The organism is Sporosarcina ureilytica (genome assembly GCF_001753205.1).
Classification (GTDB): domain Bacteria; phylum Bacillota; class Bacilli; order Bacillales_A; family Planococcaceae; genus Sporosarcina; species Sporosarcina ureilytica.
In genome coordinates, this window is the sequence record NZ_CP017560.1 from 3,017,374 (window position 1) to 3,041,684 (window position 24,311).

General features: G+C 39.3%; 21 protein-coding genes and 1 riboswitch. Of the genes, 2 read left to right on the forward strand and 19 right to left on the reverse strand.

Annotated features, from left to right (window positions below):
* The first annotated feature begins 78 nt into the window (after window positions 1-78).
* Window positions 79-396, forward strand: coding sequence for a hypothetical protein (locus BI350_RS14765; protein ID WP_075528840.1), 318 nt, complete (start codon window positions 79-81; stop codon window positions 394-396).
* Between the two features lie 118 nt (window positions 397-514).
* Here BI350_RS14765 and BI350_RS14770 read toward each other — a convergent pair whose 3' ends face one another.
* The 11 genes from BI350_RS14770 to BI350_RS14820 all read right to left on the reverse strand — a co-directional run bounded on the left by BI350_RS14770 (window position 515) and on the right by BI350_RS14820 (window position 16,577).
* Window positions 515-1,852 carry a purine-cytosine permease family protein gene (locus tag BI350_RS14770; protein WP_075528841.1) on the reverse strand — a complete coding sequence of 446 codons (1,338 nt, stop codon included), beginning with the start codon at window positions 1,850-1,852 and terminating at the stop codon, window positions 515-517.
* 82 nt (window positions 1,853-1,934) lie between these two features.
* Window positions 1,935-2,249, reverse strand: coding sequence for a cupin domain-containing protein (locus BI350_RS14775; RefSeq protein ID WP_075528842.1), 315 nt, complete (start codon window positions 2,247-2,249; stop codon window positions 1,935-1,937).
* Complete coding sequence (locus tag BI350_RS14780) at window positions 2,246-3,994, reverse strand: hydantoinase B/oxoprolinase family protein (protein ID WP_075528843.1); 1,749 nt, start codon at window positions 3,992-3,994, stop codon at window positions 2,246-2,248. Before BI350_RS14780 ends, BI350_RS14775 begins: the two co-directional genes overlap by 4 nt.
* A gap of 1 nt (window position 3,995) precedes the next feature.
* The gene (locus BI350_RS14785) at window positions 3,996-6,038 is read right to left on the reverse strand and encodes a hydantoinase/oxoprolinase family protein (RefSeq protein WP_075528844.1); all 2,043 of its coding nucleotides are present in this window, start codon (window positions 6,036-6,038) and stop codon (window positions 3,996-3,998) included.
* Window positions 6,039-6,060: 22 nt separating this feature from the next.
* Window positions 6,061-6,606, reverse strand: a complete 546-nt coding sequence (locus BI350_RS14790) for a helix-turn-helix domain-containing protein (RefSeq protein ID WP_075528845.1) — start codon at window positions 6,604-6,606, stop codon at window positions 6,061-6,063.
* 362 nt (window positions 6,607-6,968) lie between these two features.
* Window positions 6,969-8,396 (reverse strand): protoporphyrinogen oxidase, encoded by a 1,428-nt coding sequence (gene hemY, locus BI350_RS14795; RefSeq protein WP_075528846.1) that lies wholly within the window; start codon window positions 8,394-8,396, stop codon window positions 6,969-6,971.
* A gap of 34 nt (window positions 8,397-8,430) precedes the next feature.
* Window positions 8,431-9,513 carry a TIGR04053 family radical SAM/SPASM domain-containing protein gene (locus tag BI350_RS14800; RefSeq protein ID WP_075528847.1) on the reverse strand — a complete coding sequence of 361 codons (1,083 nt, stop codon included), beginning with the start codon at window positions 9,511-9,513 and terminating at the stop codon, window positions 8,431-8,433.
* A gap of 371 nt (window positions 9,514-9,884) precedes the next feature.
* Entirely contained in the window at window positions 9,885-11,258 is a 1,374-nt protein-coding gene (locus BI350_RS14805; RefSeq protein ID WP_075528848.1) for an LLM class flavin-dependent oxidoreductase, read from the reverse strand.
* A gap of 147 nt (window positions 11,259-11,405) precedes the next feature.
* A riboswitch (SAM riboswitch) is annotated at window positions 11,406-11,526 on the reverse strand.
* Between the two features lie 75 nt (window positions 11,527-11,601).
* Window positions 11,602-12,072 (reverse strand): competence protein ComK, encoded by a 471-nt coding sequence (locus tag BI350_RS14810; protein WP_075528849.1) that lies wholly within the window; start codon window positions 12,070-12,072, stop codon window positions 11,602-11,604.
* A 269-nt stretch (window positions 12,073-12,341) separates the two neighbouring features.
* Complete coding sequence (locus tag BI350_RS14815; protein WP_075528850.1) at window positions 12,342-12,758, reverse strand: hypothetical protein; 417 nt, start codon at window positions 12,756-12,758, stop codon at window positions 12,342-12,344.
* 195 nt (window positions 12,759-12,953) lie between these two features.
* The gene (locus BI350_RS14820) at window positions 12,954-16,577 is read right to left on the reverse strand and encodes a S8 family serine peptidase (protein ID WP_075528851.1); all 3,624 of its coding nucleotides are present in this window, start codon (window positions 16,575-16,577) and stop codon (window positions 12,954-12,956) included.
* A gap of 358 nt (window positions 16,578-16,935) precedes the next feature.
* On the opposite strand from BI350_RS14820, the gene BI350_RS14825 reads away from it, so the two are divergent.
* Entirely contained in the window at window positions 16,936-17,358 is a 423-nt protein-coding gene (locus BI350_RS14825) for a zinc ribbon domain-containing protein (RefSeq protein ID WP_075528852.1), read from the forward strand.
* Between the two features lie 197 nt (window positions 17,359-17,555).
* Here BI350_RS14825 and BI350_RS14830 read toward each other — a convergent pair whose 3' ends face one another.
* The 8 genes from BI350_RS14830 to BI350_RS14865 form a co-directional block, all read right to left on the reverse strand.
* Complete coding sequence (locus tag BI350_RS14830) at window positions 17,556-19,034, reverse strand: aldehyde dehydrogenase family protein (protein ID WP_075528853.1); 1,479 nt, start codon at window positions 19,032-19,034, stop codon at window positions 17,556-17,558.
* A 69-nt stretch (window positions 19,035-19,103) separates the two neighbouring features.
* Window positions 19,104-19,751, reverse strand: a complete 648-nt coding sequence (rpe, locus tag BI350_RS14835) for a ribulose-phosphate 3-epimerase (protein ID WP_075528854.1) — start codon at window positions 19,749-19,751, stop codon at window positions 19,104-19,106.
* 16 nt (window positions 19,752-19,767) lie between these two features.
* The gene (locus tag BI350_RS14840; RefSeq protein ID WP_075528855.1) at window positions 19,768-21,093 is read right to left on the reverse strand and encodes a PTS galactitol transporter subunit IIC; all 1,326 of its coding nucleotides are present in this window, start codon (window positions 21,091-21,093) and stop codon (window positions 19,768-19,770) included.
* 12 nt (window positions 21,094-21,105) lie between these two features.
* A complete protein-coding gene (locus tag BI350_RS14845; protein ID WP_075528856.1) occupies window positions 21,106-21,390 on the reverse strand; it encodes a PTS sugar transporter subunit IIB in 285 nt (94 codons plus the stop codon).
* Window positions 21,387-21,854: a PTS sugar transporter subunit IIA gene (locus BI350_RS14850; protein WP_075528857.1), complete on the reverse strand. Its 468-nt coding sequence runs from the start codon at window positions 21,852-21,854 to the stop codon at window positions 21,387-21,389. Before BI350_RS14850 ends, BI350_RS14845 begins: the two co-directional genes overlap by 4 nt.
* A 40-nt stretch (window positions 21,855-21,894) precedes the next feature.
* The gene (locus BI350_RS14855) at window positions 21,895-22,407 is read right to left on the reverse strand and encodes a YjbQ family protein (RefSeq protein WP_075528858.1); all 513 of its coding nucleotides are present in this window, start codon (window positions 22,405-22,407) and stop codon (window positions 21,895-21,897) included.
* A complete protein-coding gene (locus BI350_RS14860; RefSeq protein WP_155767545.1) occupies window positions 22,404-23,105 on the reverse strand; it encodes a triose-phosphate isomerase in 702 nt (233 codons plus the stop codon). The genes BI350_RS14855 and BI350_RS14860 overlap by 4 nt, the downstream gene beginning before the upstream one ends.
* Before the next feature lie 22 nt (window positions 23,106-23,127).
* A complete protein-coding gene (locus tag BI350_RS14865; RefSeq protein WP_075528860.1) occupies window positions 23,128-23,964 on the reverse strand; it encodes a class II fructose-bisphosphate aldolase in 837 nt (278 codons plus the stop codon).
* Between the last annotated feature and the right edge of the window lie 347 nt (window positions 23,965-24,311).

Here is a 24,311-nt window from a genome sequence, read left to right on the forward strand (position 1 = left end):
TATACATGAGTAAATGAAAAAATAAAACACAAAGTAAGAAGATTCTTTATCAAATACATTTTAGAAAGGAATATAAACATGACAAAAAAAGATTACCTTCAAAAAAGCCTAAGAAGTCTAGCGTTCGATTTAGATTCTGAATTAGAAGCGATTAATGAAAGACATATCATTCTCAATGATATTGACTATCTACTCGGACATTTACGTGTAGATATGGATAACATAAATCCAGAGTTAGTCCCATTTTATTTTAATCAATTTCTGAGTAGTGTTAGAATTATTGAAGAGCTTTGTCGTTATACAATAAATGATTTGAATAAAAACTTCCAAAATACTCAAAACATTAAAGACGCAATCTTCCAGAAGGTGGTTAAAGATGTTAAAGAGGAAGGTTAACTTTCAAGATATGAAATACAAGTCGTGCCTACATCGAATGTGTTACATGTAGGCACGACCCCATTTTCGTTTACTTTGTTTTCTTCACGAGGGTTAATTCAGATAAGCTTCACATTATTCAAACAGTAAACTGATCTGGTGCAACATTTTTCTTGATTTTCATTGCAATTACATAAACAATAATGGATACAATAAGTGATTGAACAGCAGGCAGACCCCACGGACTTATATATTGTGATACATACCCAACAATAATCCCAATCACCATAGCGATTGTTGCCATCCAATTCCAGCCATCATGATCTTCCCATTCTTGTTTGCGTACCAAGAAAAAGTCAGCTATCATTACTCCAGCAATAGCCGGATATAATAAAGCCGTCATATATAGGAAGTCCATAAAGTAATCGAGAATTCCCATTAGAGCGACAATTATCGCCAAAATTGTACCTAATAATGTTAAGAGAGCCCTCCCCTTCCCGGAATTTACATTGAAAATATTTGCCAGTGCCAATCCCATACTATAGTTATTTACTAACTGAGAAGTCCATGTCGCAAACCATAGTATTAGAAAGCCCCACACCGGAAACCCTAATCCCATCATTACGTTTACGATATCAGCATCCCCAACTCCGACCGCCATAATAGCTCCGACTACGAAAAGAGGAAGACCGACAAGTACAATCCCACTCGGAATGATTATATTGTCTTTCCAAGTTGGTTTAGCATAACGTGTATAGTCTGACGCAATAACCCATTGTCCTACATTCGCACCTATAACTAAACTGATAGCAGCCCAAATTGTCATCGTTGGCGTTGGTTGCCAGGAAGTGATTGTTTCCCAACCTGTATTTCTCATTGCATAATAGATTCCACCCGCTATTAATACAAGACCGGCCGGAACTGCAATATAATCAGTCCATTTCATGGAGCTATAACCAATGATTGACGGTAATGCAAAAAGCAATCCACAAATTACTGTAACAGTCGCCCAACCTATCCAATTATGTTGATAATCGATTCCAAACATCGCTGATATCGCATTTCCCGCTACTGCAGTTTGTAACGCCCACCAACCCAATGAAACGATGAATATTGTAAAACCGACAATGACCTTTGCTTGAACGGACCCAAAACTAGTACGTGCAATTACAGATGAAGAACGCCCTGTCTTCGCGCCAATATATCCTTGTAGTGTATTACCAACCCACTGTATACCAAATAACGTAATGATTAAAATCAACAGTATTTTTGATAAACCAAAACTTGCCGTTAAGGCAGCTCCGACCATAAGAACCGGAATGGTAAATTCTAGTCCTCCAAAAATCATTGTAGGAGTAATCCAATGTTGACGTGCCGATTCTGGTATAGCATCTAATGCCTGATCTTGCTCTAGAAAGCTGTCTGCATTTCCTTGTTTAACATTCTCTACTTTCCCCACTGCATCTGTTTGTACCATATCCTCCTACATCCTTTCATTATTAAAATAGAATAGAATAGGAAATTGCAATAATCTCCTATTCTACCAATTTGTGATTACATTAACTCTTCACTAATGCATAGACAAGTTCTACCGGACTATCCCCTTCGTTCACACACCAATGCGCTTCTCCTGCGGGTATGTAGGAAGCTTCTCCTGCCTTAATGTCAAAAGTCTTTCCTCCACTTTCCCCGCTTAAAGCCCCCTTGATAATAAACGAGTATTCATGTTCCTCATGGGAGGTTGTCCCTTCCACTGGTAAACGTTCTCCTGCTGGAATAGAAACAAAACCAAATTCTACTTCAGCACCTGAAAACTGATTTTGAAAAAGCATTTGGACAATTTCTTCTGAAATCCCAGGTCTTTCTATTTTCATGATGATTCCTCCATATCTCTAACAGGCAATTCCACATATTCAAATGTTTGCGGATTGACCTCAACCCCGAAATGTTCTTTAGCTTCATTGACAGTGAAATAACCATTTTTCACATCCATCGCGACTTGTTGAGCGTCACGTTTTAATGGATTTCCGTAGCCTCCGCCAGTCCCCGTCATTAATCGTACAACATCATTTTTTTGTAATTGATAACGAGGATAAACGCCATACGGTCCATCTACCTCACCATTCGCTTTATGAATATAAAACTCGTTTGGTGAACCTTCATTTCCTTTGTTCATACCCCACGGTTTAAACTTATTTCGTCCATAAGTGATAGTTGCTGCTTGACCATCAGACATAGCACGGTAAGCTCTAATTACACCTTTACCACCTATATATTCACCAGCACCTGCACCATTTCCATCTTGTCGTAAACTATATTCATCTATTAACACACCATAACGAGTTTCTGCAACTTCTACTGGTACGTTATATGTTTCGCCGTCCGCAACGCAAAACTGTCCTGAAGCTCCGTCTTGTCCAGCTGCTCCTCCCCATCCCCCTACAGATGGTTCAACTATAAGAAACGGATCATTAGTGTCTTGATGTTGCCCGCTCAGTGTGACGGAACATACCGAAAGATGATGTCCGGCAGTTAAGCGATTTGGTAAATGCGGTGCCATAGCCTTCCAAATCAAATCCAAGCTTCCTAGTAATGTTTCAAAGTAATTGGATACTGGCACAGGACGTTCTGCTGACATAATCGACTTTGGATCCACGATAACTTGAAGTGGTCTAAAGACTCCATCATTCACATCTTGTTCAGGATTTGTCATTGCTAAGAAAATAACTCGAACTGCAGATACTAGCCCAGTATACGAACAGTTCATTGGCCCTGGAACTTGCGGGTGACTCCCTCGAAAATCACAAATAAAATCATCTTCTGTAATCGTTACTTTTACCTTGATTTTAAATGGTCCATTCCCCATCCCGTCAGTATCAATATAGTCTTCTGCTTCAAAAACACCTTTCGGTAGCTTTTTCAATTCTTGACGTGAAATCGTTTCTCCATGATCTAATAAATAATCAATTGCTGCTAATATCGTAGCTTTGCTATGTTTATCGCAAAGCTCTTTCAATCTTCTATCTCCTGTACGTAGAGCAGCGACTTGCGCCCACATATCGCCTAATGATAAATCTGGGAAACGAACGTTGGAACGGATGATTTCTACGATTCCATCATTCAAGCGATCTTCATCATAGAGTTTAATACAATTGAACTGTAGACCTTCTTGGTAAATATCAGTAGCGTCATTCGTAAACGAACCTGGATCTTTTCCACCCACTTCTGTCCAGTGCGCTTTATTCGCAGAAAATGCGATGAGTTCCCCTTCATAGAAAATAGGCATTACTAAACCAACATCAGAAAGGTGAGAACCTCCCCCATTGTATGGATCATTAATGATAATGACATCGCCTGGTTTTAATTTATCCCCCGGGTATTTTTTCAACGTCTCTTTTACCATAAATGTTAGCATTCCGATAAAACCAGTAACGCCATTCCCTTGTGTGAGTAGATTTCCTTTTGCATCTGTTAAACCGCTCGCATAATCAAGTACTTCATAAATAATCGGACTCATAGAGGTTCTTGCTAACGCGACAAACATTTCATCGCCTGCCGCCAACAATGAATCTTTAACGATTTCTAATGTAAATGGATCAACTTTTACAGCGGTCGTCATATTATTTTTCCTCCATTTCAATAATGATATTGCCATAAGCATCTAAATGTAATTGCTGGTCCTCGTAAATAACTGTAACTGCTGCTTTTTCTTCAACGATAGCTGGACCTGAAATCACTTTATTTACCGGCAGCTTTTCTCGGTCGTATACAGGTGTATTCACCCAACCTTTTGCCTCATAATAAACATTCCGTTCTTCTTTTTTCGCTTCTTCTATTGAAGTATTACGTGTGATTTTTCCAATCGTTGGCTTAGGTACTTTTCCAAGAGCTATAACATGCAAATTAACAATTTCAGTTTGGGCGTCCTCAAGTTTAAATGTATAATTTTTCTCGTGTAAACGATGAAACTCTTCAATAATTGATTGTTTATCTTCTTCTGTCCAATCACCATTTGGCACAGGTACTTTTACTGTGTGCTCTTGACCAAGATAACGCATATCTGCAAAGCGCTGGAACTCAACCTTGTCCGCTTCCATACCTTCATCTTCGTAATGTGCTAGAGCATGTTTCTCAATTTTCTTCCATTGGTTATTCATTTCATCTAAAGAAAGTCCGTTCATTCGCTTAATAAACGTTTGGATGTAATCATGTCTGAGATCAGTCATTAACATTCCCCAAGCCGAAAATACTGGTGAAGCAATTGGTACAACTACTTTCCTAACACCAAGCTCGAGCGCTAATGCAGGCGCATGCATTGATCCGCCCCCGCCAAATGCAAGTAATGTAAAGTCTTGTGGATTATGTCCTTTTCGAATTGAAATTAATTTCAACGCGTTCAGCATGTTAGAATTTGCGATTCGAATAATACCGAGTGCAGCTTCTTCAGCCGATATATCAAAATGATTACCTACTTTTTGTTGAATAGCCTCCCGAACACGGTTCATGTCGACATCATAATCAAAGTTTTTAGGTGAGAGTCGGCCTGTTAATAAATTAGCATCTGTAGTCGTCGGTTCTGTACCTCCCAGTCCATATGCCACTGGACCTGGTTTAGCTCCGGCAGATTGAGGACCTACTTTTAAGGATCCCGCATTGTCTATCCAAGCAATAGAACCTCCACCATTTCCAATTTCAACGATATCAACAACCGGTGCTTTGATAGGATAACCTGCGTTACGACTATCCCTTTCAATATAATAATCTGTGGAAACTTTTACTTCTCCATCCTCAATAAGTGAACATTTCGCCGTTGTCCCACCGATATCAAATGCAATAATATTTTCTTCACCAATGAGTTCACCTAGAACCGCAGCCCCAAATATACCCGCTACTGGCCCTGATTCAACCATATTAATTGGCGCTTCTTTCGCATTATCAAATCTTGTTGTACCGCCGTTGGATTGCATAATGTATCTCTGTCCAACATCAATATGTTCTTGTAATTCTTTGTCTAATTTATCAATATAAGTCGTTCCAGCAGGTTGAACGTAAGCATTTAACACGGCAGTGTTAGTTCGCTCATACTCTCTCCACTCTTGAGTAATATTGCTAGAAGCTGTCACTAGAACTTCTGGCCACAGCTCTTGAATAATCTCAACTGTCTCTTGCTCATGTGCAGGATTTACATAAGAATGTAAATATGAAATCGCAATCGCTTCAACGCCTTCTTGCTTAAAATAGTCTACACATCTTTCAATATCTTCTCGTTTTAAGCCAGACAGGACTTCTCCTTTGTAGTTAACACGTTCTTCAACTTCAAGTCGTAAATGACGATCAACAAATGGCTTAGGCTTTTGATAGCGAACATTGAATAAGTCAGGACGATTCCCTCTAGCAATCTCTAAAATATCGCGAAATCCCTTCGTTGTTATTAATCCAGTTTTTGCTCCTTTCCTTTCAGTCAAAGCATTAATTATTACAGTTGTCCCATGGATGAACATCGACAGTTGCTCTTTATCTACCCCAGCCTTTCGAATGACATCCATAACTCCCTTTTCAAAATTAGGAGGCGTAGTATTACTTTTTGCAATCCCTACTTGCCCTTCTTCACTTACGTATACGAGATCTGTAAATGTACCGCCAATATCTGTAGCCACTCTCATTTCTTCAACACTCCTTTAATGATTAGAAAATAATTGGTGTAGTAATGCTTAATATGACTGCATCTTCCCTAGTTGGATTTTCCCAAGTGTGCTTTATCTCTGAGGGAAAATGAATGGTATCTCCCGGCGCCAAATGGTATGCAACCTCATTTAAATAAAAGATAACTTCTCCTTGTAAAACATAATAAAACTCTTCACCTGGATGACTGTAAGCCTGTTCTTCTTTCATATATGGAGGGAGAACTACTTTCATTGGCTCTAGTTTTCTGTCATGGAAGGTTCCTGAAAGTCGGGCATAAAATCGTTCTTCTCCGTTCATCCTGAATAATTTTTGATCTTTTCTACTTAAAAAATAATTATCCTCATCATTTTCCTCAGCAAAAAAGTAAATCATTGAAACACCCAACGCATCAGCTAATTTTTTTAATGAAGTAATCGATAAAGATGAAGCCCCCCTTTCAATTTGCGATAGAAAACTAAGTGATAATCCTGTTTCCTCACTAAGTTCCTTTAAAGTTAGCTCTTTCTCCAACCTTAAATTTTTTATCTTTTTATGAATCTCTTCCATAGCGAAATGCTCCTCAATAAATTATAGTTTGCCTAAACCCTTTGTAGACAGAACATAATAACTACACTAAATTATAGGTAGACTTTAATGATTCTGAATATAACATAATATATCGCATATTGGAAGTGCTTTTTTGAAATTATCTGTCTTAATTTTTAAAAATATTTTCCTCAAACTAGAAAAAAGCTTCTAAAATTACATTATCACTGTAATTTTAAAAGCTTTCGTGTAAACAAAATCCAACGTTATGAAAATTTAATAGAAAAGCATGCGATGAATTGACACGACAAAACAAAAAAGACAATCAAATCGTTCATCAGATTGTCTTTTTTGCAGTCATGCAACAGCTTTCTCTTATCTATTTAATTTACCGCCAAATACGCTACCATCTTCTCAGCCGCACGTTTACCTTGCTCAATACAGTCCGGAATGCCGACACCTTCATATCCCGCCCCGCAGAGGAATAGGCCAGGTTTTTGTGCTTTGAGACACTTCCTAACTTTTTTCAATTGTTCAAGATGATGAATTGGATATTGCGGCATCGAGTGTATCGCCCGAGTGATTGTATGGGACGTTGGGGTGGCGGTTATCCCCATAATATCTTTAAGGTCTTTTTGGACATTTGCCAATATCTCTTCATCTGACCATTTTACCCATTGTTGATCCTTTTCGCGCCCTACATAACATCTTAGTAAATACTTGTTTTCTGGAGCCGCATGTAGCCATTTTGACGATGACCATGTACACGCGGTGAGGACAGTTCCTTCATTCGCGGGAATTAAGAAGCCTGTTCCGTTCATTGGATAAGTAATGTCTGCTTTATCGAATGTTAACGAGACGTTGGCGACAGAAACGTAATTGACTTTTTCCAACAAATGAATAGATTCCACGTCTGATAATAACGAGGCCGCATGGTGATTGGGCAATGCAAAGACGATTCCATCCGCGTGAAGTTTAGTTTGATCATCTAAATGAACTTGATAGCCATTATCCCTTTGGTCGACTTTAGTGACACCTTGCCCTTTGATGATTCGGATCGATTTCAACGTTTCTTTCAACGCTTCTATTAATGTTGACATGCCGTTTTTATAAGTTAAAAACATACTCTTCTTTGCGGCATCAGGTAAATTCACAGAGGCAGGGCGATTTTTCATTCCAGCAGCCATCCCTAAAATCAGGCTGCGATGTTTCTGTTCCATTTCAACTAAATTCGGGAACGTCGCTTGAAGACTAAGCGTATCGGTATCCCCCGCATAAATCCCACCAAGAAGAGGTTCTGTGATATTCTCCAAAACTTCTTTTCCTAATCGTCTTTGGATGAAGTGCCCAAGCGATTCGTCTTCTAAAATTTTCTTCTTAGGAAGCAATAAATCAAGAGATGCCCGTAACTTTCCTATAGGAGAGATTAATCCCGTTTTCATGAACGGTGTTAATTTTGTCGGAATTCCTAGCACAAGTCCGAGCGGCATTTGATGTAATTTCTTTTTATGATAAATATAATTCGTCCTTGCATTTGGATTCGTACCAATCAATTCATCCTCAAGCCCAAGTTCTTTTGTCAACGTAATGATCGGTAATTTACGGGCAAGAAATGCATCAGGTCCTCTTTCAATGATAAATCCATCCTTACGTAGCGTTTGAATTTTTCCGCCCAATTCCTCACTTTTTTCAATTAACGTAATGTCGACCGGAATCTGCTGCTCATCAAATAGCTTTTTCGTATAAAATGCAGCACTTAACCCTGTGATGCCTCCGCCAATGATGATTACTTTCTTACAAGGTTTTTCCAAAACTACTACTTCCTTTCTACTATTGAATTGTCAATCATACCCTCAATGCTTTTGGAATATAGGCGCAATATGGATCGCTTTCAAGGTAGTCCCCCGTCACCGCATAAGCACGTGATCTGGAACCGCCACATATATTTTTAAATTCACAAACACCGCATTTCCCTTTCAGTTTGGACTTGTCACGTAAGTCCTTCATAACAGGAGAACTTTGGTAAATATCTGCAAGCGATTGTTCACGTATATTTCCACACGCGATTGGTAAAAATCCACTTGGATAAACCGCACCTGTATGGCTAATAAAAACAAACCCATCACCATCATTCACTGGCTGTGGTGCACGACCTAGGATATCAGGACGCTTCAATATTTCTTCCTCACCTAATCGTTTTCTTTCTTGCAAATAAACTCTTCGATAATGAGGCGCTTCGGTCGTTTTCACACCATAAGGCATTTTTTGTTGAATCTGATAAAGCCATTTCATGATTTCTTCATGTTCCTCTGCACTCACCATGTCCTTTTGCATCCCTCTACCTGTTGGGACAAGGAAGAATGTGCTCCATAAAACCGCACCCATTTCTTTCACTTTTTCAGCAATCGCTTCAAGATCATGAAGATTATATTTGGAGATCGTTGTGTTCACTTGAATCGGAATGCCAGCTTCTTTCAAATATTCGATGCCTTTCATCGTGCGATCAAAAGACCCTCTTGTGCCGCGGAAATGGTCATGAATTTCTGCACAAGAACCATCCAAACTGAATGCCCAGCGTGACAATCCAACTGCTTTCGCTTTTAGAATTGCGTTACGCGTAACCTTTGGCGTAGCACTTGGCGTCATCGAGACAGGAAGACCTTTCTCTTCAATCGAATACTTGGCAAGCTTAAACAAATCCGGACGCATTAAAGGATCCCCACCCGTAAAGACAAAAAGAGGGTTATCCATTTCCGCAATTTGATCAATTAGATGCTTGCCTTCTTCAAAAGATAGTTGATACGGATCGGCTTCATATTGCGCCTCTGCTCGACAATGCAAACATTTCAACGCACACGCGCGGGTTACTTCCCAGATCACAATAAATGGATGCACATTAAAATCTCTTTCCTTATTCAAATTAAACATGGTTTACACTCCTTTAATTTTGCGACAGCAGTAATAACAAATCGTTTAATTAAGAATAAAGAACTTTCAATTTTCCCTATGTGATGTAAATCACAATATCCGAATAACATTGTGTCGAAAATACGAATTTTCTCTCAAATATGGCTATGCTCGTTTCAATGATGACAATTCATTGTTGAAAGTAAGATTATGGTGCCAGTCACTCATACATTCATGTTTATTTAAACAAACGTGTTTATTTAAAATTTCTTGTTTGTTTGAGTGACTGGTACCTAAACGACAAAAAAAAGAAGACAACCCATCGCAAAATAGGTTGTCTTCTTTCTATTATTTGCGAGTCAATAAGCAGATGGTTGACACACGCTTTTTTATTAAACTAAAACAGGCTGCTTTCTATATTGATTCACCGTATGATGTTCTGGTAAGCGGTCATTGCCGAATAGTTTCTTTCGGAAGGTGCCCTCTTCGTATTCTTTCTGTACGAGGCCACGTTCTTGTAAAACGGGTACGACATGGTCGACAAATTCCTCGAACGTTCCCGGAGAAATAACATAGGAAATGTTAAAGCCATCAATTCCGAGATCGACCAATGCTTCCATCGCATCGGCTATGCTTTCTGGCGTTCCTACTTCAACATGACCTAATCCGCCAATGCCCACAAATTCCGCTGCCTCGCGAACCGTCCATTCTTTGCTCGGGTCTGCTTTTGTAAAGTTTTCTACAACAGATTGAATGGCCTCGCTTTTCACGTATTCAAGTTTATCGTCAGGGTCATACCCGGAAAAGTCGATTCCCGTCCACCCGCCGAATAGTGCCAAGGCACCTTCATAACTAATATGTTTTTTATATTCTTCAAACTTTTGATTTGCTGCTTCTTGTGTCTCACCAATAATTGGCGTGAAGGAAGCAATAATTTTGATATCTTCAGGATTTCGTCCCGCTGCCTCCGCTTCTTGTCGCAAGGATTGAATTGTTTGCTTTGTCGTTTGTGGCGTTGGGGTACTAATAAATACAAGCTCTGCATGTTTCGCCGCAAATTTCTGTCCTGTGCTGGAAGCGCCGGCTTGGAAAATGACGGGTGTTCGTTGTGGAGAAGGTTCACTTAAATGTGCACCCGGCACTTTGAAATACTTTCCTTCGTGCTGGATATCATGAACCTTTTCCGGATCGGCATAGATGCCCTTTTCTTTATCGACCACAACGGCGTCTTCTTCCCAACTGCCTTCCCATAGTTTATAAACGACTTCCATATATTCATCCGCAACTGCATACCGCTCTGAATGACCGATTTGATTTTCTTTCCCGATATTTTTGGAAGCACTTTTCAAATAAGATGTGACGACATTCCAACCAATCCGACCTTTCGTTAAATGGTCCAACGTCGACATGCGTCTTGCAAAAATGTAGGGATGTTCATGGCTTGTCGAGGCGGTTAATCCAAAACCTAAATGCTTCGTTGCTTGCGCCATAATCGGAACGACAAACGCTGGATCATTTAGCGGTGCTTGAACGCCGTGCCGAATCGCTGCATCACGCGATCCTTCATATACGTCATACACCCCTAATACATCCGCTATAAAAATCGCATCAAAGCGACCTCTTTCCAATACCTGTGCCACATGCGTCCAATACTCCGCATCTTTATAAGTCGAAGCTTGATCATCGGGATGTGTCCATAATCCCGCGGAATAATGTCCTGCACAATTCATGTCAAACGCGTTTAAATAGATTCTCTTTTTTGTCATGTGAATGAACTCCTATCATTATATTTATTAAATCGAATAAAACCAATACACAAACTAGGTTTAATGGTTTGTAACGACTCATTGTCATACCGAACCATACAAAAAAACCTCTTCAACAAAGGAAGAGGTTTATCTATCATACACTCTTCCTCATCTCTCAAATGTTAAACATTTGCTGGAATTAGCACCTTTTCGCATTTGTTTATTACAAATAGGATGGTTGCCGCAGGATCGTAGGACCAGTTCCTCCCCTGACTCTTGATAAGGAATAATATTAAGTTTATTTGGAATATTTTCATCTTACATAACTTCTAGTCATCTGTCAAGGACGATTATGTACAAATTACAGTCCCCATTCCTTTCTATTTTCTATATTTCTGAACATGTCTATCATCGTATGAAGCCGGAGTTTTTGCTGTACTAACGTGTATTTGGAAACGTTGAGGCTAATGGTCATTCCACCCTCAAATGTAACGGATGTCACATCTTTCTCGATGATTTCGATGTGAAAATGGTGATTAAATATCCATACATTATCAAAGCTTTTGTATGAATGCGTTGGAAAAGCGCCGATTGTATAGGGTGCAATTAGTATTGGCGTCTTGTTCGGATAATTCAAGTAAGCGCTTGCTGCTTGCCGGCGTCCTTCCATTGTAGATGCATAACGCATACAAAATTTGTCGAGCAACGTATTTGGCGCATACTCTGAATACAATATGTCATCCACGGTATAGATTTTCGACTTGCAACCATTCTTAAAATAATGTTCAATTGCCAACACACCATCAACCTTAAAAGCTTTCGATTTGACCATTCCATTTCCTCCCTTATCCACCAGCCTATTTATATCTAATTACCTATACCGTTTAATATGTCTATTAAATCAGTAAAATGTAATTATTACCACTATTATAATATATTCTGACTAGAAAGGGAAGATTTATTAATGCTGGTGCCAGTCACTCATACATTCATGTTTATTGAAACAAACGTGTTTATTTAAACTTTCATGTTTGTTTGAGTGCCAGTGGTCGCCCCCCTATTTGTAATTCCTGCGAATTTTAAAGTCGTTGAAAGATATCACTAGAAAAAACGATAGATAGAACTTAAAAAGATGACTGGCAGTAGCCCTTTGATTAAAAACTCAATAAGCAACGGCTTCTGTTCTTCGTTCATTTGAACACGTACCATTCCTGCCCCTTTTGTAACATTCGTGTCGTACAGCACGATTTGCGATGCATGTTTATGGCAATGAGGGCAAGTAAACCGATAAGCTGTGCTTTGACTTCTAGGCGTCCTTTTTTCAACACGGGGCGCCCAACGTAATTTCTTAGCTTCAGGTCCTGTTATCGTATGTATTTCCTCACATTTGCTACACTGAAGCCGATGTACGGCGTTTTCATCATATATTTGTCGGGTCATACTCCTAAACATACGAATTGCATGATGAAAAAAGTTAAATGCAACAATTAGCATGAGCATTTGACCGATTATTTGCATGCCATCACCTCTCCATTTACTTATTTAACCATATCAAGGTTGAGGAATATTATACCATCGTTTCTCAAGTAGGATCCTATGCAAACCACAATCATAACCATTTATATCCTCGAAAAAACAAAGGCCAATCAATGATTAAATTGATTGGCCTTCCGTTTTTTTATGCAATTGAAGCGTATTGCGCACGTAGCATTTTTAATCTACTGCAACAAATACACCCGGTCCATCCGCTTTGAATGTCGCAACGCCATCTTTGTATTTCAATTTGTACGTGCGATTATTCGCTAAGTCTAGGACAGTCAGTTTATTTGTTTTCCCAACGTTTGAAACGTCAACTGGGATTGTCACCTCAATATTTTCTTTGCCGATGTTGATAACTGAACCTTCACCCGCGATAAAGTTAAATGCGTAAACATCGGAAATTGCCCTTTCTTCAGTCGCATCTTCTTTTGTAAGTGCAATTGTTAATGTACCATCTGTTCCTTTTGATAGTTTCTCAATCACATTTCTAGCAAGGTCGAATGAGAATCCATCGCTGCTCTCAATAACTAAATCAGCTTTTGATTTCACAATCGTATCGACAATTGCTTCGTCGATTTCGATGTTCAGTCCATCGTCATATGCTGGAACTTCGATTATGATTTGTTTTGATTTATTGCCAATTTGTTCTGCAATTTCGTCCGGAGATACAACGTATTCAACATCTTCCGGCTCTGGATCAACAATGACTTCCTCTTCGTATGCAACGACAAAGCTAGCTTCAGCACTATTGCCTGCTGCGTCATTAACGAAGATTGTCACTATATTTTCACCGTCAACAAGACCAGTTACATCGAATGCGAATGAACCATCTTGTGAAAGATTCACAGGTCCGCTTGAGATCACCTTACCTTCCGTATCTTTCGCTTCAAATGTTGTCGTAAGTTTCGTATTGACATCATAGCCAAATCCATCGCGTGAGTAATTGATATAGTTGTCAATGACTGTTCCTGTAAATGCGTAAGTTGATTCTTCCGCAACATGTGCTTCAGCTGATTCAATCTTAGATTGGGTACTCTTTACAAAGAGCGGTCCATCCCAATCAAAAATAATGTCATCTCCATGCTCGTCAATATTTAGCCCAGTAAAGTCTACTGTGTATGCACCGTCTGGAATCGTCTCCAAACCAGTACCTCCCCAAGGCGCATATTGACCATCAATATCCAAGTAATAACTACCAGCAGCTAAGAAATCGCCAGCATGTAGATACCCGATATACCCATCGCCATAGTAACCGCCGAATGGATCAAAGAAATCCCATAGCTCAATGTAATTGAATAAAACATTATTGTGCAAATCGAATGATAATCGAACTGGGTCTCCTTTGCTATCTGCATGGAAGGATACGTCGTAACCCGAAAGTTCGAAGTTTTCGATGCCAGATTTCGCTTCCGCGACCGGTGAAAAGTCAGCTGCAAACGGCAATGATAAATTCGTTTCGCCGTCAGTAATGTGAATATATCCCAGAAGTTCACTTCCTGCTGGTGCATCCGATTTCGGTGCTTCAAGTGTTACGTTTAATAACTGTTCGCCATTAAGCGTAAATGTTGATTGATCAACCGTAACTTTCGCATCGCCAAATGCTTTCGTTACTTCTACTGAAACATCGTAATCACTCGCGTTAGCCGAAAGATTTTTCACATGAATTTGTTTCGTTACTGATACATCACCATTCGCGACTTGAGGAAGATGTCCAAATGTGACCGTTCCTTTTGTGTTGTCAACTTCTTCACCGTCAGATACGACTGTATCTAGCGCATAAGCGAGCGCATTCGGGAATACTGCCTCAAATGGCTGAACTCTTCCAGGTCCTTGCGCGAATACATCATATTTATCAGTATCTAATACCTTTGCCGTATTGGATAGCGCGACTTTTACGTCAAATGCATTCCAGTCTGGATTTGCGTTCATAATAAGCGCTGCAACCCCTGCAACATGTGGTGTTGCCATTGATGTTCCTGTCTTACGCGTAAAGGCTTTCGCGTAATCTGCTTCTGGGTTTTCTTTTCCGTACATTGGAATCGTTGACATAATGTTTGTCCCCGGTGCAGATACGTCAGGTTTAATATCAAAATGTGGCGTTGTTGGACCACGTGAACTTGAATTATTTACTTCATCGCCCGTCGTATACGCGACGTTGAAGTCTGAAAATGTTACTGTTCCTTTGTTTGATGCAAGTGCTGCACGTAATGCATCCCCTTCTGTTTGAGACATATCGAAGGATGGAATAAATTCGAAATCATCCCCAAGGAAAACATTAGATGGTCCAGGTGCGCCCGTACCTCCGCCGAAGTTGTGAATAAATGTTGCCACTGCGCCCGCATCTTTTGCTGCAGCAATCTTATCGACAAATGGAATTTCTCCACGGGAAATAAGTGCCACTTTTCCATCTACGTCAAGCCCCTCAAAATCAGAAGGTTGTCCAACTCCTGGAACTGCAACGACCTCATATTCTCCCGCAAGTTGTTTTTCGAGCTCAACACCGTACGTTGTTCCCATTAGGCTAATGTTGGATGTGTTTGAATAATCGCCTGCTGCAACAGATACATTTGCATCGTACATTGCTTCAGGATTTGTCGTGTTTCCAACAGCAATTCCAAGTGCCGCCGCTGCTGGCGTTCCAATTGTACCGCGGTTCGGACCAGAGTTTCCTGTTGCTGAAACTGCTACAGTTCCTGCTAGCATCGCGTTGTTAATCGCAATTGTATCCGCAGTCGTAGAAGAGTTATTTCCGCCGCCTAAAGATAAGTTAATGACGTCCATTCCATCTTCTACAGCTTTGTTAATCCCTGCGATAACACCCGCATTCGAACCACTGCCGTATGCACCAAGTACACGGTATGCATACAATTCTACTGCAGGCGCTAGTCCCGAAATGCCGTATTCATTGTTCCCAAGCGCCGCAATCGTACCCGCTACGTGCGTTCCGTGAGAGGTGTAAAACGAGCTTCCATTTGCGTTAAATTCAGGTCTATCATTTGGACGCTCAGATGGCGTTGTTTCATAAGGATCGTCATCAGCACGTGGTTTTGCATAACCCGTATCATGTGGAATAAAGTTCCATCCACCTTTATAGATGCCATCGAATTCAGGGTGATGATAGTCGATTCCTGTATCGAGGACCCCTACTTTAATACCTTGTCCTTTAAAGCCTTTGTTCCAAATTTTTTCAATTCCTAAGAATGATTGACTTGTATCCATTGCTGGACTCACTTGTCCATTTTCATTTACAGAAGTGTCTTCGAAAGCATGAACTTCCACAACCGGCTCGACAAGTTTTACTCCTTTAATGTCTAACAGTTTCTTAAGGTCATCTGCTTTGACTGTTGCGGAAAAACCATTTAGAACCGTTTCAAAGGTATACCCCTCTTTAACAAGCAGTTTCTTTAATTTCATTTCTTGCTTAACTTGCTTTTGTTGTGCATTTACTTTTTGTTGCGCTTTTGCACGTTCAGATGCGGTAAAAGGAAGATCCTTCACTTTCTTTTTCCCTTCCGATAAAGCAACTGATTCCTCTGATAGTTGGATGATGACTTCTACATCATGCTGCCCCTTTTCCTTTTCTAAATCACGATGTAGTGTAGGCTTTTGTTGCAGCAATTGATCCTGCTCAAAAATTGCCTGTTTCATCTGCATAATACTTTCATTCGGTACAGAAGACTTTTTCAGTGTAGTCTCTGTTTTTGCCGAAGCAAATCCTGGCGTTAGAAGCGTAAACACCATGAAGAAAGCTAGTAAACTACTAAAGAACCTAATCGATTTTTCTTTCCCCAATTCCATTCCTCCCTAAGTTAGTAGTTGTCCGAATTGCTAGACAACAACAACTTACCACAAGTTGAATAGCGGAGAATGTTGGATTTTGTCACTAATCGAAAATCGTGCCAAAGTATGAGTACGTTTTATGGTTCATTAGACATTTAATTCCGTTATATTCGGACTATTTAGAATGTTAATAGGTTGTGGGGACTAGATTTAGGTATCCGTATAAAATTCGATAACAGTGCCAGTCACTCAAACATTCATGTTTACTTAAACAAACGCGTTAATTCAAACTATCGTGTTAGTGTGAGTGACTGGCACCCAAATTAATATTCCTACTACCAAATACATAGATTAGTGACATCAAAGGGGGGTTACTATGCATTGTACGAATTGCTCTGAAGCTATTTCAGATTTAGCCGAAGTCTGTCCGAAGTGTGGCGTAAGACAGAATACCGTAAAGAAATACTGCCACGGCTGCGGAGAACCTGTTAAAGAAATCCAAGAAATGTGTACGTCGTGCGGAGTAAGTATTAAGAAGACAAACAAGTCGTCTGGCACGGGAGAAGCTATGCATCCAGCGATTCCAGCATTATTGTCATTCTTAATAGCAGGTTTAGGCCAACTTGTGAACGGACAAGTGGCAAAGGGGATTGTATGTTTTATCGGTTCTATTATTTTAGCTTTTATTACAATAGGTATTTCTGCAATTATCACAATGCCAATGTTGATCATTGATGCCTATTTAATTGCTAAAAAACGACAAGAGGGTAAGCAAGTAGGGGATTGGGAATTTTTCTAACGTTCTCCGTATAGTAAAATGACGTATTGTTAAATCCCTAAGCAAATTATTTTGCTTAGGGATTTTTTCATTATAATGGTATAATGGTGCCAGTCACTCAAACATTCATGTTTACTAAAACAAACATGTTTGTTTAAACTTTCACATTGTTTGAGTGACTGTGGACGCCCCCCTTATAATGGACAATGACTCTTAAGTCAATTCAAATTTATCCATACACTCTTTACTTCTGTATAATTATCTAAAGCATAAGAACCCATTTCACGTCCAAATCCGGATTCTTTATAGCCGCCAAAAGGTGAAGCTGGGTCTGTTACATTGTAGCAATTCACCCAAACTGATCCAGCTTTTAAACGATTTGCTATATAATGAGCATTCTTCAGATTTTCCGTCCATAAACCAGCAGCTAATCCAAATGAGGAAGCATTTGCACGATTAATAATTTCATCTATATCATCGTAAGGCATTGCAACGACGACCGGTCCGAAAATTTCTTCTCTCGCAATCGACATCGTGTCGTTCACGTTAGCAAAAACAGTAGGCTCTACAAAATATCCTTTAGCAGTATGACCGCCCCCTGTTAACACCTCAGCACCTTCGTTGATTCCCTGATTAATATAGTTCATAACCCGTTTTTGTTGTTTCATGGAGACAAGCGGTCCCATTTCTGTGTCTGGTGATAAACCGCTGCCTTGCTTTACATTTTTTGCGTAAGATACTAAATCAGATACTACATTATCAAATGATTTCTTTTGAATGTATACTCTTGACCCTGCACTACACACTTCTCCTTGGTTCGCCATAATTCCTGAGAATACGCCTGGTGTTGCTTTGGTTAAATCAGCATCCGGTAAAATAATATTTGGAGATTTACCTCCCAGCTCAAGCGTTACACGTTTCAATGTATCGGCAGCTTCTTTCATGATTTTCTTTCCAACTGTCGTTGAGCCAGTAAATGCAATTTTATTCACTTGTGGATGTTTGACAAGCGCTTCTCCCGCAGGTTCTCCAAACCCTGGCACAATATTAATAACTCCCTCGGGAAACCCTGCTTCCGCAATAAGCTGCGCAAGATACAATGCAGATAGCGGTGTTTGCTCAGCAGGTTTTAAAACGACTGTACAACCTGTTGCAAGAGCAGGAGCTATTTTCCATGCCGCCATCATTAACGGGAAGTTCCATGGGATAATTTGTCCGACGACGCCAACGGGTTCATGACGGGTGTAATTAAAATAGGACCCCGATACTGGAATTGTCTGACCTAAAATCTTTGTTGTCCAACCCGCGAAATATTCAAATTGACCTACTGCGTTTGGTATATCGTTTTCTAGTAAATCGCGAAGAGGTTTCCCATTATCAAGAGAGTCAATTTCGGCTAATTCCTGCTTATTTTCATCAATTAATGCTGCTAACTTATACATCATTTTTGCTCGTTCAGCAGCACTCATCTTTGACCATGGACCTTCCTCAAAAGCTTTTTTAGCTGCTAGCACCGCTTTGTTGATATCTTCAGCTTGCGCTTCACTAACGTGCGCTAATACTTCCCCGTTAGATGGATCATAAGTTTTAAATGTTTTACCGGAATCGGATTCTACGAAATTTCCATTTATAAATAACTTTTTCGAACCTTTTAAAAACTCAACTACTTTCTTAGACAAAGTCGCTGTTTGATTCAATATGAAGAACCTCCATACAGTTTTATAGTTATAGATTCAAGTACGTATCAACAACAAAGTCGATGAAAATTAAATGTCTTGTAATAACTTAATAGCCGTTTCCATTTCTCCTTTAAATACAAAGGATCCAGCAACTAAAACATCTGCTCCTGCCTTTTGACACTGTTGTCCAGTGTCAAAATTTATCCCGCCATCAACTACAATTTCAAAATCTAATTCTTGTTTCAAGCGCAATTTAGCTATCTGGGAAACTTTCTTCAAAGCATGAGATTGAAAGGTTTGGCCGCCGAAACCTTCGTCACTAGTGAGCACGAGAACGGTGTTGACCAAGTCTAAGCAGTTTTCTAATGCTTGGACTGGAGTTTCTAATTTTAAGGCTACCCCTACTGAAACTCCATAATCTCTAATTTTCAATAGGTTGCTCCTTAAAAACACGGTGCTTTCCGGATGAATAATAATACAATCTGCATTCGTTTTTAAGTAATCATCAATTAACCGTTCGGGCTTATCAATCATTAAGTGTACCTCTAAAGGTAACGAGGTTATATCACGAATAGCTGCAACAGTTGAAGGTCCCCAAGTTGTGTTTTTAACGAATACACCATCCATAATATCGATATGAATTGAATCAGCACCTGCTGCTTCTAAACGTTTAACGTCTCTTTCTAGATTGAGAAAGTTAGCGCTTAATATAGAAGGCGATACGAGCAATTTCATGCACTCTCCTTCTCTTTTATTCAGTTAATTTCTCCCTGGCAGTAACTCTTTTTACATATAGGCCAATTGGAATTGTTAGGATAACTAATACGACTAATCCAATAACTCCGAATCCGCCAATCTGTGCAATAATATAGTCAAAAACATTACCATTCCACAGTGCCGTCGTCTGTCCTTTAATTTCTGTTGCCCCCCCGCTAGCAGCCAACTTACTGAAATGCGGAGCAAACCAACTTGCAATGTAAAGAACACCAATCATGTTAATAACACCGCTAATTACCGTCTTTAAAAGATTTCCTTTATGAATAATCGTCGCCATACATGTAAAGAAAGCGACGAAAGCTAAGTCGCCAAGCGGCAATACTTTATTTCCTGGCAGAATGACGGCTAATACTAATGTGATTGGAATTAACATCGTCCCGACAATTTGGGTAGTCGGTAAACCTAGCGTAATAGCGGAGTCTAGTCCGATAAAAACTTCTTTTCCTTTGAACCGCTTATTAAAGAAAGTCTTTGCAGATTCAGAAATTGGAAGTAAACCTTCGACAATAATTTTTACCATACGAGGGAAAAGAACCATTATCGCTACAACACTCATTAACAAATTCGCGCCGTCAGCAAAGTTATAACCAGCTAACAAAGCTAAAATAAGTCCGAGAGCTGCTCCAATAATCACCGGATCCCCGAACATTCCAATACGCCCCTGTAAATATGACAAATCCAGTTTGGAATTCCTTAAAAACGGAATACGGTTGTACACTTTATCAAGGAGTACAAATAACGGCACAGTACTTGCTGCATATCCTTGAGGAATTGATATTCCCTCAACACCAAGGGCATCTTGAACTTTTTTAGCAGAGTAATCGGCCGATAAAAGAGACCAAGTGGCTTGAATTAAGCTTGCCCCCACTCCCAACACGATACTCCCCGTCATTAAGTGAACGACAGCCCCAGTGAATGCGTAATGAGAATAGTTAAATATATCGATATTCATAGTTTTAGTGAAACCAATAACTAATAGTAAGAGATTCAACGCAAATACGGAAGGGATAATCAAGGCACCGACTAAAGTTGAGAAAGCAACCCCTGCCGCCGCTCCGGAACCGATATCAATTACAGTTAAGTTAAAAGAAAAGCGTTCTACAATTTGCGTGACAGCAGGCTCTAATGTATTTGAAATTAAGGAGATTGCTAAGTTTAGACCAATAAATCCAATTCCTACAATAATCCCGCTGCGAATTGCACGTAAAATTCCTTGCCCCAATACAAGACCAATTATTATTAATACAATCGGCACAAAAACGATTGATCCGAGAGACAGAAAATAATCAACTACTATCATATTTAACCCCTCCTACTTTAAGAGTATTTCGATAATTTTTTCTTTCGTTGCTTCTTCGTTTATCCCTATTAAAAACGGTGTGCCAACGACGATAGGCGTCTTATATTTTGTTTGATCTAATTTCATGGAAGTAACAAATAAATCTACCTCTCCATCATAAGAGTCGAGCTCATAAATCTGGGATTGCGTAATAGAATAATCAATTCCTGTTTCTTTCAAAAGTTCCTCAACTTTGCTTAAAATAAGTGTAGATGTAGCTAAGCCTGCTCCACAGGCAATAACAATTCTTTTTTTCATTCAACATTCTCCTTTTTATTAAAGTAGTATTTCATTAAAGACCACAATTCAGCTTGAGATTTTACGCCTTTGATACCTCTAATTCCTTCTTTACTTTGCAACAAGAGACTAATTTGTTGCAGAACCTCCAAATGTTTGTTGCTGTCATTTAAAATTAATCCAAAAACAAAGTCTACCTTAATAGGTTGCAAGTCTTCGATATTTTGAAAGGTAACAGGCTGTTCAAGTTGTAATACGACCAGCTTCTCAGCCTTCGAAAATTTTGCCTCAGTGTGAACAAGGGCTATATTCATATCTTTTAATTGCATACCAGTTGGATATTCTTTTTCTCGTTTTTTAATCGCTTCTCTAAAACCTTTTGTTACATAGTTCTTCTTCTCCAATTCATCCGCCATAAAGTCAAAAAGCTGCTCTTGATTTTCAAAAAAACGATCATAAAAAACGAGATCTTTTTCCACGTACACATCATTTCCCCCCATCGTTTAGCTAAATTACTACCTTTCCTTACTCACCAATAATTTTAATAAGGCATGTACGCTCCCTCTCACGAATTTGATCCCAATCAATGAAATAAATATAGCCCACCAAGCCAATTTGTAATTCTCCATTCTCAATAACGAAAGTTTCGCTTGTCCCAAGCAGCGTGCTTTTTAAATGGGCATCTGTGTTCAACATCGTGTATGCTTCTGGACTAATTTCTCCTTGCATGTCCTCTAATCCGACTTTGATATGATTAGGTCCTGGATGATAGTACTGCCCTTCAGTAGTACATTGTGGAATTAACTTATTCAAAATATTATTTAAATCCACTTGCAAATATTCGTAACCATAGTAATTTGTATCATGAGACAATTCTTCAAAAATCACTGAACAGGTTGTATGCGGGGAGGCAACTGTGCAAATTCCTTCTTTAACTCGACTTTTAGCAACATGCGCTCTCACTTGTTCTGTAATTTCATGGTAAGTTACTCGATTACCATGAGACGTTAGACTAAGTCTTCCTGAATAAACTGTCATAGAATGCTTCCTTTCTTTCCGTAAATTGCAACGACTTCAATCATTTCTTTCATCATTTCTATTGGTTTTTCAGCTTTCACTATCCCGCTCGTAACACCAACACCATCTGCGCCTAGCCGCAATAACTCAGCCACATCTTGTGCAGAACGAATACCAGCTCCTTGTTCTACCAAAACACATGGATTGATTTTCTTGATTTTTTCAATTGTAGAGATTACATAATTTCGATCACTAATTTGATGACTACCAATAAGTTCGGTTGGTTCTGCTAATACTATATCGGGTCCCAATACCGCCAATGCCTGCCCTTCTTGACCAGAATCAGCGCATACAATTGTTAGCAGCCCTACATCCTTTGCCCTTTGAATCGCTTTAGATAAATCTGAACATGACATTGGATTATCCGCATGATTTAACACAACAGCCTGGACGCCAATATGTTTTAAAGATTCGGCGAATACTCGTCCCATAGAATCACCACACTCAATGTTATCCATATGTTGGGCAGTCACGATTAAGTTTTGACACTCCTTAGCGACGATGGCTAATTCCGTCAGTGGAGCTGTAAACAATATGTCAATAGGATATTCTTCAGCTAACTGATCAGCATGACGAGCTAAGTCCATTAATGATTCGCCAAACAGAAAACTTTTAGGGTTTACAACGAAAAAAGGAGCTTTAATTTTTTTATTTACCAATCTTACGGCCATCCTTTCTATTTCAGATGACAATCTTTTGTGTATTAAATATGCTGTAATATTTATCAAGGCACTGCCCTATGTCACTGCGCATTTGCGCTTGGACTTCAAAATAGTTTCGTCTTTCCCCTGCTATATTCTCTACCGATGCATTTATTAAATCTGTAAAAATATTGATTTTTACAATGTTACTTAAAGCACAACGGTATAGATTATCTTCTCCAGAAGAAGAACCGCCGTGTAACACGAGAGGAACAGGAACAGCTTTGGAAATTTCACTTAACCTTTCAAAATTAATTTCTGGGGTTCCAACATAATTCCCGTGTGCAGTACCAATAGAAATAGCTAATGAATCGACTTCTGTTTTTTCGTAAAACCTTTTGGCATCTTCTACAGTGGTGTAAAAAGACTCGCTATGTTCATGGTTTTCATAGTTCTCTCCCGAACCAACATGGCCAATTTCGGCCTCAACAACGACCCCTCTAGAGTGTGCGTAAGCAATAACTTCCTTCGTCTTTTTCACATTTTCTTCAAATGAATCTTGAGAAGCATCTATCATCACAGATGTAAATCCCAGGTCAACTGCCCTTTTGACAAAATCGATTTCTTGTCCATGATCCAAATGAAGAACTATAGGGACACTAGCGTGTTGAGCGTAAAATTTACCTAGTAATGCCGCTTCTTTTAAACACATTACTTCATCGTGAGCTTGTGCAAAAGAGATGATAAGCGGTAACTTTTTCTTCTCAGCAACGGCAATGTATGCACGTAATGTATTCTGATCTACAAAGTTCGTTGCGGGGATTGCAAACCTTTTCTTTAATGCGATATTAAATATTTTTTTTGAAGACACTAACATCGTGATTCTTTCACCTCGGCATTTGTATTTTGGCTTCATTAATTCATCTCGACTTAATAGTTAAAGTTGAATGAAATTTTCTATTCAACAATTCCTTAGCCCATGAAATACTTTTGTAACTTAAACAATCACACTGCATAATATGACCAAGCTCCTAAAGTTAGTACAACTATTAAATTTTCATTTGATTGCTAGTATGGACAATAAAGCCCCTCGACCAATTTTTATTGGTTAAGGGGCGAGTGTTATTCGGCTTGAATAGTATTCGTATTAGATACCTTGTGAAATAGGAAGAAATGGGGAAATAATATTTAGGAGAAAGCGGTAAGTATTTTCTACTGGGACTA